Source organism: Williamsia sp., from assembly GCF_036566845.1.
In the GTDB taxonomy this organism is placed as follows: Bacteria; Actinomycetota; Actinomycetes; order Mycobacteriales; family Mycobacteriaceae; genus Williamsia.
The window spans coordinates 24606-42299 of the sequence record NZ_DATCVM010000182.1; the positions used below are offsets into that span (position 1 = coordinate 24606).

Consider the following 17694-nt stretch of genomic DNA (forward strand, 5'->3'; position numbering starts at 1 on the left):
GACCTGGTCGGCCACACTCCCGTAGCCTTGATAAGTCGCCATTCGGCGGACGGATAGCGCTGTGCCCGTATGCAGCGCCCGGCCGGATCGGCAACGGGCAAGAGCCCGAATGAACCACGACAGACAGTTAGAGGTAGCTCTCCGATGGCAACGTACGCGATCGTCAAGACCGGCGGTAAGCAGTACAAGGTCGCTGAAGGCGATCTGGTGAAGGTCGAGAAGATTGACAGCAAGCTCGGTGAAACCGTCTCGCTGCCCGTGACGCTTGTCGTCAACGGTGCTGATCTGACCACGGACGCAGACGCGCTGGCGAAGATCTCGGTGACCGGTGAGGTCGTCGAGCACGTCAAGGGTCCGAAGATCAAGATCCACAAGTTCAAGAACAAGACCGGGTACCACAAGCGCCAGGGGCACCGTCAGAAGCTGACGGTTCTCAAGGTCACCGGTATCAAGTAACCAGCCAACACACTTTTCAGGAGAACTGTCATGGCACATAAGAAGGGTGCATCCAGCTCGCGCAACGGGCGCGATTCGAATGCCCAGCGACTCGGTGTGAAGCGCTTCGGTGGCCAGCAGGTCAGCGCCGGCGAGATCCTCGTCCGTCAGCGCGGCACGCACTTCCACCCCGGCGTCAACGTCGGCCGTGGCGGAGACGACACACTGTTCGCCCTCGCTGCAGGTGCGGTCGAGTTCGGCGCCAAGCGTGGCCGCAAGACCGTCAACATCGTTCCGGAGCCTGTGCAGGCCTGATCCGGCGTAGCCAAGCTTCAGACAGCTATAGCTCCTAGGGGGCGGGCAGGGTCACACGATCCGGTCCGCCCCTTAGAAATTTCCGAACTCTCGCAAGGTGAAAAATGTCTAGATTTGTTGACCGCGTGACGATTCACGCGACCGCGGGCAACGGCGGCCACGGCTGCTCCTCTGTTCATCGCGAGAAGTTCAAACCCCTCGGCGGTCCCGATGGCGGCAACGGTGGCAACGGCGGAGACGTGACCCTCGTGGTCGACTCGCAGGTGCACACGTTGCTCGACTTCCACTTCCACCCGCATGCCAAGGCAGGCAACGGCAGGCCCGGTGCCGGCGCCAACCGCGATGGCGCCAAGGGCGAACCGCTGGTGCTTCCGGTTCCGGACGGCACCATGGTCCTCGACGCCGACGGCAAGCTCCTCGCCGACCTCGTGGGGGAGGGCACCACGTTTGCGGCAGCCTCCGGCGGCCGTGGTGGACTCGGCAACGCCTCTCTCGCCTCGAAGGCGCGCAAGGCTCCTGGCTTTGCGCTGCTCGGTGAAGAGGGCGAGATCCGGGAGTTGGTCCTCGAACTCAAGTCCGTTGCCGATGTCGGCTTGGTCGGTTTCCCGTCCGCTGGTAAATCCTCGCTGGTGTCGGTGCTCTCTGCGGCCAAGCCGAAGATCGCCGACTACCCATTCACGACGCTTCGTCCCAATTTGGGTGTCGTCAACAGCGGCTCGGACATCTTCACCATCGCCGACGTCCCCGGTCTGATCCCCGGTGCCTCGGAAGGACGCGGACTCGGCCTCGACTTCCTTCGGCACATCGAACGTTGTGCCGTGCTCGCGCACGTCGTCGACTGCGCCACCCTGGAACCCGGCCGGGACCCGATCAGTGACATAGACGCACTCGAAGCCGAACTGGCGGCGTACCAGCCGGTTCTGAAATCTGATACCGGTCTCGGCGATCTTGCGAGCCGCCCCCGGGTGGTGATCCTCAACAAGATCGACGTACCCGATGCCGCCGAACTCGCAGAGTTGATCAAACCTGAACTGGCGCAACGTGGCTGGCCGATCTTCACGATCTCGGCCGTCAGCCACAAGGGGCTGAAAGAGCTCACCTACGCACTGGCCGACCTGGTACGGCAGTACCGCATCGATCATCCGAAGCCGGTTGCCCGTCGTCCGGTGATCCGTCCGATCGCCACCGACGACAGCGGATTCTCCGTGATCGCCGATCCCGACCAGCCCGGCGGTTTCATCGTGCGCGGTTCGCGGCCCGAGCGCTGGATCAAACAGACGCAGTTCGGTAACGACGAAGCCGTCGGCTATCTTGCCGACCGCCTGAACCGGCTCGGTGTCGAGGCCGAGCTGGTGAAACAGGGGGCAGAAGCCGGCTGTTTGGTGACCATCGGTGATGTCTCGTTCGAATGGGAGCCGCAAGTCGCTGTGGCAGAAGACTTCCCGATGAGTGGTCGCGGATCCGACATCCGGCTCGATCGCCCCGATCGGGTCGGTGCCTCCGATCGCAAGATCGCCCGGCGCCTGCGCCGCGGTCTCGAAGTGGAACTCGAGGATCCGGACGAATCGTGATCAGTGTCACCCGGCAACAGATCGCCGGTGCCCGCAGCATCGTTGTGAAGATCGGCTCGTCCGCGCTCACCGACTTGTCCACGGGTCTCGATGTCAGTCGACTCGACGCCCTGGCGGACGCGATCGAAGCGAGGATGCGGGCCGGTTCGGATGTCATCGTCGTGTCGTCTGGTGCCATCGGCGCGGGAATCGCGCCGCTCGGGCTCAAGGCCCGGCCGAAGGATCTCGCCACCAAGCAGGCGGCGGCCAGTGTCGGTCAGCTCGCCCTGGCGCACGCCTGGAACACGTCGTTCTCCCGGTACGACCGGACTGTCGGACAGGTCTTGCTGACCGCCCATGACGTCTCCCTGCGCGCTCATCATGCAAATGCGCAGCGGACACTCGATCGGTTGCGTTCGCTGGGTGCGGTGGCGATCGTCAACGAGAACGACACCGTCGCAACCAATGAGATCCGTTTCGGCGACAACGACCGGCTGGCCGCATTGGTGGCGCATCTGGCCGGAGTCGACGCGCTGGTTCTGCTGTCCGATGTCGACGGTCTGTATGACGGCGACCCGCGGAAGGGTGATGCGACGTTGATCCCCGAGGTCGGTGGTCCCGAAGATCTCGACGGCGTGATCGCGGGGAGCGGTGGGGCACTCGGCACGGGTGGGATGGCGTCCAAACTCTCGGCGGCCCGGCTGGCCGCCGATGCCGGTCTCCCGGTGTTGCTCGCTGCGGCCGCCGACGCCTCTGCGGCGTTGACCGATGCTTCGGTGGGCACCGCGTTTGCGCCACGCCCCCAACGTCTTTCAGCACGGAAGTTCTGGGTCCGTCATGCCGCAGAAGCCACCGGTCGTCTGATTCTCGACGACGGGGCCATCCGCGCCGTGGCCGGGGCGCGGCACTCGCTTCTCGCCGCGGGCATCGTCGCGGCAAAAGGCCGTTTCTACAACGGCGATGTGGTTGATCTCGCCGACCAGAAGGGGCACACCCGAGCGCGAGGGGTGGTCGCCTACGACGCGGGGGAGGTCACCCAGATGATCGGGAAATCAACCGGGGATCTTCCGTCGGACTTCCGTCGGCCAGTGGTTCACGCCGACGATCTGGTGGCGCTGTAGAACTCGTTGTCGTCGCGGCTCAGCAGTTCGAGGACCAGTGAACAGGAGCCGTCGATCTTGAGTGTTGCCATCTCGTCGCCGCGCGTATGACCGCGGTTGACGATGTAGACGGGTGTGCCGCTGCGCCAGGCGCGCCGGACAAATCGCAGACCACTCATCACGGTCAGCGACGATCCGAGCACCAGCAGCGCATCTGCGTCATCGACCATCGTAAAACCCTGCTCGACAACAGTTTTCGGAACACTTTCGCCGAAGTAGACGATGTCGGGTTTCAGGATTCCACCGCAGACCGGACAGTCGACCATGACGAAGTCGGTGGTGTCGGACACCACGACGTCGGCATCGGGGGCCACCTCGATGGCGCCACGGCCCCGGATGCGGGTCACGAATCCCTCGTTGTGGGGTTCGAGGAGATCTGCGAGCCGGTGGCGTGACATCACGTGCGCACAACTCAGGCACCGGACGCGACCATAGCTGCCATGGAGATCGAGCACGGACCGGTTCCCGGCTTTGAGGTGCAGCATGTCGACGTTCTGGGTGATGATCCCGTTGATCCGGCCGGCGCGTTCCAGATCTGCGAGCGCCCGGTGACCGGCATTCGGTAGCGCGGCATCCATGTGACGCCAGCCGATGTGGTTGCGGGCCCAGTAGTGGCGGCGGAACTGATCGGAGCTGAGGAACATCTCGATCGTCATCGGCGTGCGTGCGGGGGAACCCGGACTGCGATAGTCGGGGATACCCGAATCGGTCGACATCCCCGCGCCGGTCAGTACGAGCGCGCGCTTGTGTGCGAGGTGTGCGCGGAGCTGCTGTATCCGCTGCGGGAGGTCGGGGTCGGGATCGGTGGGCTCTGCGGGTGCCCACTGCACCGGACGGGTTTGCACGACGTCCAGGGTACCGGGGTGATCGATCAGGGGACCGAACGCAGAACTCGGCACCCCAGACCTGGGGTGCCGAGCTCTTTCGTGCCGGATCGGTCGTGCGAGGCCACCGAAGCGTCCGGGCAACTGGCGCAACGCACATGCGCCAGGACAGCGCTACCCGGCGAGGGCCCGGAGCCCGCGGCCCCGCCACGGCCGAACCGAGTCAGGTACCGACTGCGACCAGTGGGTACACGCCGTTCTCGTCGTGGGTCTCGTTACCGACAACGGGCGGGTTGAACACGCACAGCATGCGCATCTGGGTGTCGGCGGTGACGGTGTGCCGTTCGTGCCCGTTCAGCAGATACATCGAACCGGGGCCCAGCGGGTATTGCTGGCCGGATTCGCGGTTGAGCAATGTTCCCTCGCCTTCGACCAGCCAGACGGCCTCCACGTGGTTGGCGTAGTGGAACTCGTTGACGGTGCCGGCCTTGATGGTCGTCTCGTGGAAGGAGAAGCCGACCAGGTCGCCGCCGAGCACGATGCGCTTGGAACGCCAGTTCCCGTTGTCGGCCTCGATGTCGCGGTCGGTGTCGGTGATTTCCTGTGTGGTGCGCACAATCATGTCTGAAAACCTTTCTGTTGCAGGAGAAACGAAGACGTGGTCGGACCTCGATCTCGAACCCGGCTTGTTCGTCAGAACCTACGAGTAGAGGATCTCCGCGGTCGCCTGGGCGAGGATCGCGAGGCCCTGATCGAGCTCTTCGTTGGTGATTGTCAACGGCGGCAGGAGCTTCACGACCTCGTCCGAGGGGCCGGCGGATTCGACCAGCAGCCCACGGTCGTAGGCGAGAGCGCAGACCTTCGCGGCGTGATCGGCGTTTTTGAAGACCAGGCCCTGGACCATGCCCCGGCCGCGGGTACTGATGCCATCATGTGCGCTGCAGAGCGAGATGAACGCATCGCGGATCCGCTCACCCTTGGCGATCGTCTCCTTCTCGAAGGTGTCGTCCGACCAGTAGTGCTCGATGGCCTTCGTCGCGGTGACAAACGCGGGGTTGTTACCGCGGAAGGTGCCGTTGTGCTCACCCGGTGCCCACACGTCGAGATGCGGCTTGAACAGTGTCAAGGCCATCGGCAGCCCGTAGCCGCCGATCGACTTCGACAGCGTGACGATGTCGGGTTCGATGCCGGCCTCCTCGAACGAGAAGAACTGTCCGGTACGACCGCAGCCCATCTGAACGTCGTCGACGATCAGCAGGATGTCGCGGCGCTTGCAGAGCGCGGACAGTGCCCGGAGCCATTCCGGGCGGGCGACATTGACGCCGCCCTCGCCCTGGACGGTCTCCACGATGACGGCGGCCGGACGGTTGAGCCCGCTGCCCGAGTCGTCGAGTACGCGCTCGAACCAGCTGAAGTCCTCGACGACCCCGTCGAAGTAGTTGTCGAAGGGCATCGGGGTGGCATGCACCAGCGGGATGCCGGCACCGGCACGCTTCATCGAGTTGCCGGTCACCGAAAGCGCGCCCAGCGTCATTCCGTGAAAAGCGTTGGTGAAGTTGATGATCGAGGTTCGACCGGTAACCTTGCGGGCCAGCTTCAAAGCACTCTCGACAGAGTTCGCGCCCGTTGGTCCGGGGAACTGGACCTTGTAGTCGAGACCGCGGGGAACCAGGATCTTGTCCTGAAATGCTTGCAGGAACTCACCTTTGGCCTTGGTCGACATGTCGAGGCCGTGGGTGATGCCATCGTTTTCGATGTAGTCGAGGAGAGCGGCCTTCAACAGCGGATTGTTGTGTCCGTAGTTCAAAGCCCCTGCGCCGGCGAAGAAGTCGAGGTACTGCTTGCCTTCGTTGTCCGTGATCCAGGCGCCCTTGGCGCTCGTGAAGATCGCGGGCCAGCCGCGGCTGTAGCTGCGAACCTCGGATTCGCGGGTTTCAAAGATGTTGCTCGAGAAGGTTTCTTGCATTGATGCAGTCATGATTCCTCCGATGGGTGCGAAAAACTGCCCGGTTGTCACCTGTGTGCACAGGGATGCGGGTTGTTTCCAACTGAGTTGGGGGGTAGTGGTGGCGGGCGGGTCGATCCCGGCTTCCGTCATGGGCCGGCGAGGGCTACGCCGACGAGCTGCCGTGTAGATGCGGCATGGTGATCACAAGAGGTCAGCGTCGCGGTGCGACGATGTACAGATCTTCTTGCTCATGGTCGTCCGGGAAATCGTTGGCCGAGAACAGTTCTTCACGCCGGATACTCATCTCTCGGCGATCGGCCAGACCTTGGAACAGTGCCTGGGAGGCGGTGTTGTCCGGACTGATGGTGGTGTGCAGTGTCGTGATTCCGCGCGGCTCGAGTCGATCCATCAACTGGCTCAACATCTTTCCGGCCAATCCGAGACCCCGCTGATCGGCGTCGACGGCGACCTGCCAAACCATGACGACGTCGGGAAGCTGCGGCCGGAGATAGCCGGTCACAAAACCGACAACTTCACCGTCGACTTCGGCGACCACGGAGGTCTGGGCGTAATCCTGACACCACAGAACGTAGGCGTAACTCGAGTTGAGATCGAGAACTTTTGAGTCACGGGCGATTTCCCAGAGCCGGACTCCGTCGGAAACCTTTGGGGAACGAAATGCCACCGCGTCCGGCGCGGAGGTTAGGGTAGCGCTGATCTGAGTTGGGCTCATATCGAATTCGAAGTTAACAAGGCATCACAACGATGTCACCCACCTCGGGAAATTGCCCTGGAAAGCACCCAACAAACGCCTGATCATCACCTGTTTGTGAGGTGCGTCACGAATTGTTGTCATCCGTAACGATGTGCGCTGCGTCCCCCGATGGTCCGGGGTCCCCTGACGGGCGGGACAATGAGGCCCATGACCCGCATCATCGCCGGCGCCGCCCGCGGCCGACGTCTGTCAGTCCCCGCCGCCGGCACCCGTCCGACAACGGACCAGGTGCGTGAGTCGGTTTTCAACATCTTGACCAATCGGATCGACTTCTCCGGGCTGGTGGTTCTCGACCTTTTCGCCGGTTCGGGTGCGCTCGGCCTCGAGGCGCTCTCGCGCGGGGCGGGCTCGGCGATCCTCGTCGAATCCGACGCCAAGGCCGCCAGGGTCATCGGGGCGAACATCACGTCGTCGGGACTGTCGGGTGCCCGGCTCGTTCGCCGACGTGTTGCCGACTACCTACGCGGCGGAGCCCCGGTGGCCGACCTCGTGTTCGCGGACCCGCCGTACGACCTGCCCGACGACCAGGTCGCGGAGATGCTCACCTTGTTGTCCGGCGGGACGCTCGTCTCGGGAGGGGTGGTGGTCCTCGAGCGGTCGGTGCGCAGCGCCGCCACCGCCTGGCCGGATGCGTTCGGAGATCCGGAGGTCCGGAAGTACGGGGAGACCCGGGTCGAGTTGGCCGAACTCGGCTGACGGGCCGCCCACCGCCTGCTGATAACTTGCTCTCATGTCCGGAGCAGTATGTCCAGGATCGTTCGACCCGGTCACCTCGGGGCATCTCTATGTCTTCGAGCGTGCCGCGGCCCGATTCGATGAGTTGATCATCACTGTGACGATCAACCCCAACAAGCAGGGGATGTTCACGGTGGATGAACGTCTCGAGCTTCTGCGCAAGGTGACCGCGCACCTGCCGAACGTCCGCATCGACAGCTGGCAGGGCCTGCTGGTCGACTACGTGCGTGATCAGGGTGTCGACACGATCGTGAAGGGCCTGCGGGGTTCGGCCGACTTCGAGTACGAACTGCCGATGGCGCAGATGAACCGTGACCTCACCGGTGTCGAGACGGTGTTCATGCTCACAGACCCCCGTCTGGCGCACGTGTCCAGTTCCCTGGTGAAGGAAGTGGCCAAACTCGGTGGACCAGTGGGCGACTTTTTGCCATCTGTAGTGCACGAACAGCTGCTTGCAAAGTTGTCGTCCGGCCGCTGAGCTGCCTGAAATCTCATTTTTTGCCGGCCGGAGAGCCTCTCCGGCCAGAATTCGGCCTACCGTGGAACCCGACACACCGGCCCGGGTTGCGTCGTCACAGCCGCAACATTGGGCACACTAGTCACAGAAATAACATCAACCACAGATCGCAACACGATGAGTACCTGCCAACCGGGCACGACCATCAGGGTTTGCGGCGAGGAGTGAGGTAGCTGTGTACCGGGTATTCGAAGCGCTGGACGAGTTGGGTGCGATCGTCGAAGAGGCACGCAGTGTTCCGATGACGGCGGGTTGCGTTGTTCCTCGGGGCGATGTGCTGGAACTGCTCGACGACGTCAAGGACGCGATCCCCGGCGACCTCGACGACGCGCAGGACGTGCTGGATCAGCGCGACAAACTGTTGGGAGATGCGCGTCTGCACGCGGACACGATGGTCGGGGAGGCCACTGCGGAAGCGGATTCGTCGCTGGCGCATGCCCGCGCCGAGGCCGACCGGATCCTGGCGGAGGCGAAATCGCATGCCGACCGCATGGTTGCCGAAGCGCAGTCCCACTCAGGGCAATTGCTGGCCGATGCCACCGCCGAGGCCGAACGCTTGGCCGCCACCGCGAGCCGGGAGTACGAGTCGGTGACCGGACGGGCACATTCCGAAGCGGAGCGGATGATCGAATCCGGCAACGCCAACTACGAGCGGTCCGTCGCCGAAGGCATCGCCGAACAGCAGCGGCTGGTCTCGGAAGAAGAGGTCGTCCAGGCTGCCCGCTCGGAATCCGAACGGATCATCGACGCGGCGCATGCCGAGTCCGATCGCCTGCGCGGCGAGTGTGACGTCTACGTCGACAACAAGCTGGCCGAGTTCGAAGAGTTGCTGACCGGCACCATCCGTTCCGTCAACCGTGGTCGCCAGCAGTTACGGACGGGTGCCGGCGTCCATGACTACGCCGAGCATGTCCGTCGCGCCGACTTCGGTACCGGGATGGCCGTCTGAAGCAGGCCGTGGGCCGCATGATGACCGTGCCCGCGTCGTGATTGTCGAATGAGCAGTCCCGGGGCGTATCGTGGTTGCTTGTGTCACAGCGCGAAGGCAGTTCAACACGTCAGAATCGTCCCGTAGACGGCCCGTTCACCCTGGACATCCGCAGTCTGGGCAGACGAGCGGGTTCGATGCGGGAAGTCCATCGGGCGATCACCGACGGACCCCGTATCGGTCTGGACATGATCGCGATCCCGGCAGGTAGCGACGTCGACCTCGATCTACGCCTGGAGGCGGTCTCGGAGGGCGTCCTGGTCACCGGCTGCGTGAGCGGCGAGACCGAGGGCCAGTGCGTCCGCTGTCTGGAGAGCGTGTCGGGTACCGCCAGCGTCTACCTGACCGAATTGTTCGCCTACCCGGACAGCGCGACCGACGCGACCACCGACGCCGACGAGATGCACCGAATCGTCGATGACAAGATCGATCTGGAACAGGCGATCATCGACGCGGTCGGACTGGATCTGCCGAATACGCCGCTGTGCAGCGAGAACTGTCAGGGCCTGTGCCCTGAATGCGGTGTCCGGCTCGCGGTGGCCGAAGCCGGTCACCACCACGACAAGATCGACCCGCGCTGGGCAGGCCTGGCATCGAAGTTTGCCGAGGAACCAGAGTCGAAACCGTGACAGAGACCGTCCGATCCGATGTGAATGCTCAGGCAGATCATGCTGACCTGCTGGCCGCCGTCAATGTGGCCCTGTCCGACGAGATGTTGGAACTGGCGCTGACCCATCGCTCGTACGCGTACGAACACGGTCGCCTACCCACCAACGAGCGCCTCGAGTTCCTCGGTGACTCGGTGCTCGGTGTTGTTGTCACAGAGCACCTTTACCGTGCTCATCCCGAACGCGCCGAGGGCGAACTCGCCAAGATCCGCGCGAGCGTTGTCAACATGCACGCGCTGGCCGACGTGGCGCGTGGTCTCGGCCCAGGAGGCCTCGGAGCTCACCTTCGCCTGGGCAAAGGCGAAGAGATGACGGGCGGACGCGACAAGGCCAGCATCCTGGCCGACGGCATGGAAGCACTGATCGGTGCCATCCACCTCGAACTGGGCCTCGAAACCGCCCGGACCACAGTGCTGGCCCTGTTCTCGTCCGCACTGAGCCGGTCGGCAGCACTGGGTGCGGGCCTCGACTGGAAGACCTCGCTGCAGGAGCTCACCGCAGAGATGGGCCTGGGCGTACCGGCTTACCAGATCACCTCCACCGGACCCGATCATTGCAAGGAGTTCACCGCAACGGTGCTGGTCGGCGGCGACGCGATGGGTTCCGGGGTGGGTAAGACCAAGAAAGAGGCCGAACAATTGGCCGCATCGACTGCCTGGAAAGCGATTTCCGGGACGGGAGACGATGCCTGAATTGCCCGAGGTCGAGGTGGTACGCCGCGGCCTTGCCGATCACGTTGTCGGACGCCGGATCACCGCCGTCGAAGTCCTGCACCCACGGGCGGTCCGCCGTCATCTCGGCGGTGCACTCGATCTGATCGGGATGCTGGCGGGTGCAACCGTCACCGATGCACGCAGGCGCGGCAAATACCTTTGGCTGGAGGCAGATCCGCTCGGGGATGCCGATCCACTGGCGATTGTCGTGCACCTCGGGATGAGCGGGCAGATGCTGGTTCAGCCGGCCGGTGCCGATGACGAGATCCACTTGCGGATCCGGGCGAGCATGGACGACGGGACAGAACTGCGGTTCGTCGATCAACGGACGTTCGGCGGCTGGATGGTCGACGACCTCATCGCGGCCCCGATCGTCGGAGACCCGAACCTCGGCCCTGCCTCGATTGCGCACATCGCACCGGATCCCTTTGCGCCAGAATATGATCCGGACGCCGTGGTCCGAGTTCTCAAACGTAAGCACACCGAGATCAAGCGGGCGATACTCGATCAGACCGTCGTCTCGGGCGTGGGCAACATCTACGCCGATGAAGCGCTGTGGCGGAGTAAGGTTCACGGCCTGCGCTTGACGGACAAGCTCACCGCGAAAGCGTTGCGGTCGGTGCTGGACAACGCCGCCGAGGTCATGGCTCAGGCGCTCGAGCAGGGCGGCACGTCATTCGACGCGCTGTACGTCAACGTCAACGGTCAGTCCGGCTACTTCGAACGTTCGCTGAATGCCTATGGCCGCGAAGGCGAACCGTGCCGCCGATGTGGCGCGATCATGCGACGCGAACAATTCATGAACCGCAGTTCGTTCAGTTGTCCTCGTTGCCAGATCCGCCCCCGCGGTTAGCAGGCGCCCACACCGTCGACCGTGCCCTTACGACCGTCGAGCGAGCCAAAGTTGCCGCTCTACGGTGCGAGAAAGGCCCACTCGGCGGTGATATCGGCACGCTCGGTGGGGGTGTGGGCCCGCTCGGCGGGGGTGTGGGCCCGCTCGGTGGGGGTGTGGTGTTCTGGCGCGAGACCGAGGGACGGCATGATCGTGTCATGACCCTCGATCTGACACCGGATGAGTTGCTCACCACCACCAGGACGGTGCGCAAGCGCCTCGATATGACCCGGCCGGTACCGCTCGAGTTGATCAAGGAATGTCTGGAGATCGCGCTGCAGGCGCCGTCGGGTTCGAACCGTCAGGGCTGGCAGTGGCTGGTGATCACCGACCCGGAGATCCGGGCCACACTCGGGCGGATCTACGGCGAGCTCGTGGACAACTACCTCGCATCGAATCAATCTGCGGCGAGACTCTTTGCCGACGACCCCGGCCGGGCGCCGGTCCAGCAACTGGTGGGCGGAAGTGTGGCGTGGCTCGGGGAGCACATGGGGGAGGCGCCGGTCCTGCTGGTTCCCTGCATCAAGGCCGGGAAGACCCTGCCGGCCGGCAATCAGGCGGGGCTGTGGGGATCGCTGCTGCCCGCGGTCTGGAGTTACGCACTCGCAGCTCGCGCCCGCGGACTCGGAACAGCTTGGACCACACTGCATTTGGAGCGGGAAGCAGAGATCGCGGAGCTGTTGGGGATTCCGGCCGGGTACCACCAGGCGGCGTTGATTCCCACGGCCTACTTCACCGGGGAGACCTTCAGGCCGGCGCCGCGTGAACCGCTCGAGAACGTCCTGCACATCGATCGTTGGTGACACCCCGGGGCGGAATTGTGGAACGAGGACCGGTGTTGAATAGCGGCATGACCACAACCGAAACAAGTAAGCCCGCCGCGCCCGCGACCACCGAGTTGTGGGTGGAGCGCACCGGAACCCGTCGGTACACCGGCCAGAGCAGCCGGGGCGCCGAAGTTCTGATCGGCTCGGAGGACGTCGAGGGTGTGTTCACGCCGGGTGAACTGCTGAAGATCGCGTTGGCGGCCTGTACCGGAATGAGTTCCGACAGGCCGCTGTCCCGTCGCCTCGGCGATGACTACGACGCCACAATCAAGGTGAGTGGCGCTGCGGACCGTGAAAACGAGGTCTATCCGCAACTCAACGAGGTGCTCGAGGTCGACCTGTCCGAACTCGATCCCGAGGCAGCGCAGCGGTTGCTCGTGGTGGTCGAGCGGGCGGTCGACGCCGTTTGCACTGTCGGACGCACCTTGAAGGCGGGTACCAGGGTGGGCTTGTCCATCGAGACGGAGTAGGCCATGCCGGATCAGCGGTCGCCGGAGGGATCGGGGTCTGACGCGGTGCGGATGCGTGCCTGGGTCCACGGGTACGTGCAAGGTGTCGGATTCCGGTGGTGGACCAGATCTCGCGCACTCGAGCTGGGTCTGGTGGGGTCGGCAGCCAACCAGCGTGACGGTCGGGTCCTGATCACGGCAGAAGGGGAGCGGGCGGCATGCCAGGCACTCCTCGACCAGATCGATGCAGGCAAGAGCCCGGGCCAGGTCGACACGGTGGTCACCGATTGGGAACCTCCGCGGGGCGACCTGACCGGATTTGTCGAGCGCTGACGGTACGCTGAGGCGCTGTGCACCTGAAAAGTCTGACCCTGAAGGGATTCAAGTCCTTCGCGTCGGCGACCACCCTGCGTTTCGAGCCAGGTATCACCTGCGTTGTCGGTCCCAACGGGTCCGGCAAATCCAACGTGGTCGATGCCCTGACCTGGGTGATGGGTGAGCAGGGTGCCAAAGCGCTGCGTGGCGGGAAGATGGAGGACGTCATCTTCGCCGGTACCTCCGGGCGAGCCGCGCTGGGCCGGGCCGAGGTGACACTGACCATCGACAACTCCGATGGCGCGCTGCCCATCGACTATTCCGAGGTCTCGGTGACACGCCGGATGTTCCGCGACGGCGCCGGTGAATACGAGATCAACGGCAGTTCCTGCCGGTTGATGGACGTCCAGGAGCTGCTCAGTGACTCCGGTATCGGCCGCGAGATGCACGTCATCGTGGGGCAGGGACGCCTCGCCGCAATCCTCGAATCGCGTCCGGAAGAACGTCGCGCCTTCATCGAAGAGGCAGCCGGTGTGCTCAAGCACCGCAAGCGCAAAGAGAAGGCCGTTCGCAAGCTCGACGCGATGCAGTCGAACCTGTCCCGGCTCGGCGACCTGACCTCGGAGCTGCGACGCCAGCTCAAACCGTTGGGCAGGCAGGCAGAGATCGCCCGGCGCGCGCAGACGGTGCAGGCCGATCTCCGGGATGCGCGGCTTCGGCTCGCCGCGGACGACCTGGTGATCCGGCGCAGCGAACTCGCCGAGCAACAGACCAGCGAGACCGAACTCCGCAGGCAGCAGGACGAGCTGGCCGAACAGCTCGACGAGCTCGCAACTCAGGTCGATGACAACGAGAAGTCGCTGGCACAGATCGTCCCGGCGGCCAACGAGGCCGGACAGGCGTGGTTCGCGCTGTCGGCGCTGACCGAACGGGTCGGGGCAACGTGCCGGATCGCATCCGAGCGCAGCCGGTATCTGGCCGAACCGGTTCGCGCGGATTCCGGTCGCGACCCCGAGCAACTCGAACGCCAGGCAGATGCCGCGGCCGCCGAGGAGACCGCTCTGACCGACAGGGTGGAAGAAGCGGGTATGCAGCTCGACGGAGCCAAGGAAGCTCTCGCCGAACTCGAGGAAGAGGCCGCGGCGGCGCAGCGCGCACACATGGCGGCGGTTCGGGCAGTGGCCGATCGGCGCGAGGGGCTGGCGCGACTCGAAGGCCAGGTCGACAACCTCCGCACGAAGGTCGAGACGATCGACGCGGAAACGGCCCGCCTCGGTGCCGCGATCGAGAATGCGGCCGCCCGGGCCGAGTCCGCAAGCGAGGAGTTCGACGCCGCATCGGCGACGGTTTCCGAACTCGATGCCTCCGAGCTCGGGCTCGACGAACACCACGAGCGCAGCGTTGCCGCGCTCAATCATGCCAACGAGCGTGTTGCCGAACTGCAGGCCGCCGAACGCGCGGCCGAACAACAGGTCACGTCTCTCAAGGCCAGGATCGATGCCTTGGCGGTGGGACTGGAGCGCAAAGACGGTGGCGCCTGGTTGATGGAACACCGTTCCTCGGAATTGCTGGGCCCGATGTCGTCATTGCTGCGCGTCGACGAGGGCTACGAACCGGCGATTGCGGCCGCGCTCGGGCCCGCCGCCGACGCCGTTGCGACCGCCGACCTGCCCACCGCCCGCGCATCGCTGTCGGCGCTGCGAGAGCACCAGGGCGGCCGCGCGTCGGTCCTCATCGGCGGTGTCGAGGCGGCCGGGCGCGGTTCCGCGGCTCTGCCCGCCGGGGCCAGGTGGGCGCTCGATGTGGTCTCTGTCCCCGAATCGTTGCACGGCGCAGTCGAGCTCCTGTTGGGATACACCGTTGTGGCCGATACGATCGATACCGCCGAAATTGTTGTTGCCGACGCGAAACACTTTGTACCGCACCTTGGTTCGTTGCGGATCGTGACCCTCGACGGCGATCTGATCGGCGCCGGGTGGCGTAGCGGCGGCACCGGGGCGCGTCCGTCCACCATCGAGGTGCAATCAGCAATCGACACTGCCCGCAACGATCTGGTGCAGGCCGGGCGTCGAAGTGAAGAGCTGATGGCAGCGCTGTCCGGAGCACTGGCGCAGCAGTCCGACTGCCGCGACACCGCGGAACAGGCACTTGCCGCGCTGCACGAATCGGATGCGCAGTTGGGGGCGATCTACGAACAACTCGCCCGCCTGGGCCAGGCGGCCCGTGCGGCACAGGAGGAATCGGCCCGGCTGGCATCCCAACGCGCCCGTGTCGAAGACAGCCGCACCGAGGCGATGTCGACCCTCGCCGCGGCCGAAGAGCGGTTGCACATGGCCCGCGACGAGAGTTCCGACCCGGACGCCGGCGGCGAGCTGCCCGACACCGAACGCGATGCCGCGGCCGCCGCGGTCACCGAGGCCAGAGCTGTCGAGATGGAGGCCCGGCTCGTCTTGCGGAGCTCCGAGGAGCGGTTGGCCTCGGTGCGCGGAAAAGCCGATTCCCTGCGCCGGGCCGCGCGCGCCGAGCGGGAGGCGCGCGAACGTGCCGAACGCCAGAACAAGGCACGCGCTCACGCTGCCGAGGTGGCCGAGGTTGTCCTGGAATCCGGGAAGCTGATCGCCGCCCGACTGGAAGTCGCGGTGGCGCAGGCGCAGTCATATCGCGACGAACTCGAGCGCGAACGCGCGACGCGGACCGAGCACCTCGATGTGGCCAAGAAGGCGGCCGCGGAGGTCGGTGCGCAACTCACGTCGCTCAAGGACGCGGTGCACCGAGATGAGGTGGCCAAGGCACAGGTGTCGCTGCGGATCGAGCAGCTCGAAGAGCAGATCATGAACGACTTCGCGATCAGCCCCGACGACCTCATCGCCGAGTACGGCCCCGAGGTCGAGTTGCCGCCGACGGAGCTCGAGGTCGCGGAATATGAACAGGCCAGGGAACGCGGCGAGACGGTGGTCGCACCGACGCCGATGCCGTACGACCGAGCCACCCAGCAGGCCCGAGCCAAGAAGGCGCAAAAAGACCTGAACACTCTCGGCAAGGTGAATCCGCTTGCGCTGGAAGAGTTTGCCGCACTCGAAGAGCGCTACAACTTCCTGTCCACGCAACTCGAAGATGTGAAGAAGGCGCGGCAAGACCTGCTCGATGTGGTGCAGGACGTCGACAACCGGATCCTGCAGGTGTTCACCGAGGCGTACGTGGACGTCGAGCGCGAGTTCGTCGAAGTGTTCAAGACGCTGTTCCCCGGTGGCGAAGGACGCCTGGTGCTCACCGATCCCTCGGACATGCTCACCACCGGCATCGAGGTGGAGGCACGACCACCCGGCAAGAAGGTCAAACGGCTGTCGCTGTTGTCCGGTGGGGAGAAGTCGCTCACCGCGGTGGCCATGCTGGTGGCCATCTTCCGCGCGCGCCCCTCACCCTTCTACGTGATGGACGAGGTCGAGGCCGCACTCGACGACACCAACCTGCGCCGGCTCATCACCCTGTTCGAGCAGCTACGTGAGAAGTCGCAGCTGATCGTCATCACCCACCAGAAGCCGACCATGGAGGTGGCCGATGCGCTGTACGGCGTCAGCATGCAGGGCGACGGCATCACCACGGTGATCTCGCAGCGGATGCGTGGCCAGGACCTGGGCGCCCAGCCCGTCGATGCTGGTCAGCCGGCGACCTGACTGAGCAGCACCGCGAAATCCCCGGCCTGATCGGTCCAGGTGTGGTGCCGCTCGAGGCCGGCGTCCGCCAGCTCGCCGTGCAGGGTCTCGAGATCGAACTTGGTGCTGATCTCGGTGAGGATCTCGGCGCCTTTGGGAAGGGTCCAGCTCCGTTCGATGGTCCCGAACTCCGCGGAAACGTTGCGCCGGGCGCGGAGCCACATCTCGATGCGGTGTTCGGCGGGGTTCCACCTCGCGATGTGATCGAAGTCGTCGGCGTAGAGACCACGGGCCGCCAGACCGGTGCGCAACACCTCGATCACGTTGCGGTTGAAGTCGGCGGTCACGCCGGCCCGGTCGTTGTACGCCGCGATGAGACGGCCCGAATCCTTGATCAGATCGGCGCCGAGGAGGAAGAAGTCTCCCGGCCGCAACGCCTCGGCGATCCTGCGGAAGAAACCGGCCCGCTCCCGGGTGTCGAGGTTGCCGATCGTGCCGCCCAGGAAGATCGCCATCCGCGGTCCGCGATGATGAACCAGCGACAGGGTGGGATCACCGAAATCGGCGTGGAGCGGGTCGACCGTGATCGCCGGGAACTCCGCGGACAGCTGCCGGGCGGCCGATGTGAGCATCTCGACGCTCACATCGAGTGGGACATAGGTGAAGTCGCCGCCGCGATCGGTGAACGCCTGCAGCAGCAACCGGGTCTTCTCGGATGTTCCCGAGCCGAGCTCGATCATGGTGCGGGCGCCCGACTGCGCGACGATGTCTTCACTGCGGCTCCGCAGGATCTCGGTCTCGCGGCGGGTGGGGTAGTACTCCGGCAGACGGGTGATCTCATCGAACAGCTCGCTGCCGCGTTTGTCGTACAGCCACTTGGCCGGTAGCACCGGCGGGTCCTGCCAGAGGCCGACCACCGCGTCGGCGACC

20 protein-coding genes are annotated in these 17694 nt (G+C 65.0%); 14 read left to right on the forward strand and 6 right to left on the reverse strand.

Translation table 11 applies throughout. The annotated features are described in order from the left end of the window. Nucleotides 1-144: 144 nt before the first annotated feature. The 4 genes from rplU to proB all read left to right on the forward strand — a co-directional run bounded on the left by rplU (nt 145) and on the right by proB (nt 3421). Nucleotides 145-456, forward strand: a complete 312-nt coding sequence (rplU, locus tag VIQ49_RS17185; protein WP_331886769.1) for a 50S ribosomal protein L21 — start codon at nt 145-147, stop codon at nt 454-456. 30 nt (nt 457-486) lie between these two features. Continuing rightward, nucleotides 487-750, forward strand: a complete 264-nt coding sequence (gene rpmA, locus VIQ49_RS17190; protein WP_331886770.1) for a 50S ribosomal protein L27 — start codon at nt 487-489, stop codon at nt 748-750. Between the two features lie 104 nt (nt 751-854). After that, nucleotides 855-2321 (forward strand): GTPase ObgE, encoded by a 1467-nt coding sequence (obgE, locus tag VIQ49_RS17195; protein ID WP_331886771.1) that lies wholly within the window; start codon nt 855-857, stop codon nt 2319-2321. Then, nucleotides 2321-3421 carry a glutamate 5-kinase gene (gene proB, locus VIQ49_RS17200; RefSeq protein ID WP_331886787.1) on the forward strand — a complete coding sequence of 367 codons (1101 nt, stop codon included), beginning with the start codon at nt 2321-2323 and terminating at the stop codon, nt 3419-3421. Before obgE ends, proB begins: the two co-directional genes overlap by 1 nt. Here proB and VIQ49_RS17205 read toward each other — a convergent pair. The 4 genes from VIQ49_RS17205 to ectA all read right to left on the reverse strand — a co-directional run bounded on the left by VIQ49_RS17205 (nt 3394) and on the right by ectA (nt 6965). Then, complete coding sequence (locus VIQ49_RS17205; RefSeq protein ID WP_331886772.1) at nt 3394-4305, reverse strand: Sir2 family NAD-dependent protein deacetylase; 912 nt, start codon at nt 4303-4305, stop codon at nt 3394-3396. The two genes, proB and VIQ49_RS17205, sit on opposite strands and share 28 nt — an antisense overlap. Before the next feature lie 202 nt (nt 4306-4507). After that, entirely contained in the window at nt 4508-4906 is a 399-nt protein-coding gene (locus VIQ49_RS17210; protein WP_331886773.1) for an ectoine synthase, read from the reverse strand. 78 nt (nt 4907-4984) lie between these two features. After that, entirely contained in the window at nt 4985-6262 is a 1278-nt protein-coding gene (gene ectB / locus VIQ49_RS17215; protein ID WP_331886774.1) for a diaminobutyrate--2-oxoglutarate transaminase, read from the reverse strand. A gap of 181 nt (nt 6263-6443) precedes the next feature. Further along, complete coding sequence (gene ectA / locus VIQ49_RS17220) at nt 6444-6965, reverse strand: diaminobutyrate acetyltransferase (protein WP_331886775.1); 522 nt, start codon at nt 6963-6965, stop codon at nt 6444-6446. A 189-nt stretch (nt 6966-7154) separates the two neighbouring features. On the opposite strand from ectA, the gene rsmD reads away from it, so the two are divergent. From rsmD to mutM, 6 genes are all read left to right on the forward strand, one after another. Next, entirely contained in the window at nt 7155-7703 is a 549-nt protein-coding gene (gene rsmD / locus VIQ49_RS17225; RefSeq protein ID WP_331886776.1) for a 16S rRNA (guanine(966)-N(2))-methyltransferase RsmD, read from the forward strand. A 34-nt stretch (nt 7704-7737) separates the two neighbouring features. Beyond that, the gene (gene coaD, locus VIQ49_RS17230; protein WP_331886777.1) at nt 7738-8220 is read left to right on the forward strand and encodes a pantetheine-phosphate adenylyltransferase; all 483 of its coding nucleotides are present in this window, start codon (nt 7738-7740) and stop codon (nt 8218-8220) included. Nucleotides 8221-8434: 214 nt separating this feature from the next. Continuing rightward, nucleotides 8435-9208: a DivIVA domain-containing protein gene (locus VIQ49_RS17235; protein ID WP_331886778.1), complete on the forward strand. Its 774-nt coding sequence runs from the start codon at nt 8435-8437 to the stop codon at nt 9206-9208. 176 nt (nt 9209-9384) lie between these two features. Continuing rightward, complete coding sequence (locus tag VIQ49_RS17240) at nt 9385-9876, forward strand: DUF177 domain-containing protein (protein WP_331886788.1); 492 nt, start codon at nt 9385-9387, stop codon at nt 9874-9876. Continuing rightward, nucleotides 9873-10607, forward strand: coding sequence for a ribonuclease III (gene rnc, locus VIQ49_RS17245; protein ID WP_331886779.1), 735 nt, complete (start codon nt 9873-9875; stop codon nt 10605-10607). Before VIQ49_RS17240 ends, rnc begins: the two co-directional genes overlap by 4 nt. Next, complete coding sequence (mutM, locus tag VIQ49_RS17250) at nt 10600-11481, forward strand: bifunctional DNA-formamidopyrimidine glycosylase/DNA-(apurinic or apyrimidinic site) lyase (protein ID WP_331886780.1); 882 nt, start codon at nt 10600-10602, stop codon at nt 11479-11481. The genes rnc and mutM overlap by 8 nt, the downstream gene beginning before the upstream one ends. A 59-nt stretch (nt 11482-11540) precedes the next feature. Here the strand turns inward: mutM and VIQ49_RS17255 are convergent, their stop codons facing one another. After that, nucleotides 11541-11669 carry a hypothetical protein gene (locus VIQ49_RS17255; protein WP_331886781.1) on the reverse strand — a complete coding sequence of 43 codons (129 nt, stop codon included), beginning with the start codon at nt 11667-11669 and terminating at the stop codon, nt 11541-11543. Between the two features lie 9 nt (nt 11670-11678). Here VIQ49_RS17255 and VIQ49_RS17260 point away from each other — a divergent pair, with 9 nt between their 5' ends. From VIQ49_RS17260 to smc, 4 genes are read left to right on the forward strand one after another with little or no spacing between them, the layout of a single operon-like run. After that, the gene (locus tag VIQ49_RS17260) at nt 11679-12323 is read left to right on the forward strand and encodes a nitroreductase family protein (protein ID WP_331886782.1); all 645 of its coding nucleotides are present in this window, start codon (nt 11679-11681) and stop codon (nt 12321-12323) included. Nucleotides 12324-12370: 47 nt separating this feature from the next. Then, nucleotides 12371-12817, forward strand: coding sequence for an OsmC family protein (locus VIQ49_RS17265; protein ID WP_331886783.1), 447 nt, complete (start codon nt 12371-12373; stop codon nt 12815-12817). Between the two features lie 3 nt (nt 12818-12820). Beyond that, entirely contained in the window at nt 12821-13129 is a 309-nt protein-coding gene (locus VIQ49_RS17270; RefSeq protein WP_331886784.1) for an acylphosphatase, read from the forward strand. Nucleotides 13130-13146: 17 nt separating this feature from the next. Next, nucleotides 13147-16785, forward strand: coding sequence for a chromosome segregation protein SMC (smc, locus tag VIQ49_RS17275; RefSeq protein ID WP_331886785.1), 3639 nt, complete (start codon nt 13147-13149; stop codon nt 16783-16785). On the opposite strand, the gene egtD is transcribed toward smc, so the two are convergent. Beyond that, nucleotides 16770-17694: L-histidine N(alpha)-methyltransferase (egtD, locus tag VIQ49_RS17280; RefSeq protein ID WP_331886786.1), on the reverse strand; the 925-nt coding region annotated here is incomplete at its 5' end. The genes smc and egtD overlap by 16 nt on opposite strands.

What these genes read in the sequence shown, in the direction of transcription:
- rplU (WP_331886769.1), top strand. Translation starts at nt 145, where the DNA reads ATGGCAACGTACGCGATCGTCAAGACCGGCGGTAAGCAGTACAAGGTC.
- rpmA (WP_331886770.1), top strand. Translation starts at nt 487, where the DNA reads ATGGCACATAAGAAGGGTGCATCCAGCTCGCGCAACGGGCGCGATTCG.
- obgE (WP_331886771.1), top strand. Translation starts at nt 855, where the DNA reads ATGTCTAGATTTGTTGACCGCGTGACGATTCACGCGACCGCGGGCAAC.
- VIQ49_RS17210 (WP_331886773.1), bottom strand. Translation starts at nt 4,906, where the DNA reads ATGATTGTGCGCACCACACAGGAAATCACCGACACCGACCGCGACATC.
- ectB (WP_331886774.1), bottom strand. Translation starts at nt 6,262, where the DNA reads ATGACTGCATCAATGCAAGAAACCTTCTCGAGCAACATCTTTGAAACC.
- ectA (WP_331886775.1), bottom strand. Translation starts at nt 6,965, where the DNA reads ATGAGCCCAACTCAGATCAGCGCTACCCTAACCTCCGCGCCGGACGCG.
- rsmD (WP_331886776.1), top strand. Translation starts at nt 7,155, where the DNA reads ATGACCCGCATCATCGCCGGCGCCGCCCGCGGCCGACGTCTGTCAGTC.
- coaD (WP_331886777.1), top strand. Translation starts at nt 7,738, where the DNA reads ATGTCCGGAGCAGTATGTCCAGGATCGTTCGACCCGGTCACCTCGGGG.
- VIQ49_RS17240 (WP_331886788.1), top strand. Translation starts at nt 9,385, where the DNA reads ATGCGGGAAGTCCATCGGGCGATCACCGACGGACCCCGTATCGGTCTG.
- mutM (WP_331886780.1), top strand. Translation starts at nt 10,600, where the DNA reads ATGCCTGAATTGCCCGAGGTCGAGGTGGTACGCCGCGGCCTTGCCGAT.
- VIQ49_RS17255 (WP_331886781.1), bottom strand. Translation starts at nt 11,669, where the DNA reads ATGCCGTCCCTCGGTCTCGCGCCAGAACACCACACCCCCACCGAGCGG.
- VIQ49_RS17260 (WP_331886782.1), top strand. Translation starts at nt 11,679, where the DNA reads ATGACCCTCGATCTGACACCGGATGAGTTGCTCACCACCACCAGGACG.
- VIQ49_RS17265 (WP_331886783.1), top strand. Translation starts at nt 12,371, where the DNA reads ATGACCACAACCGAAACAAGTAAGCCCGCCGCGCCCGCGACCACCGAG.
- VIQ49_RS17270 (WP_331886784.1), top strand. Translation starts at nt 12,821, where the DNA reads ATGCCGGATCAGCGGTCGCCGGAGGGATCGGGGTCTGACGCGGTGCGG.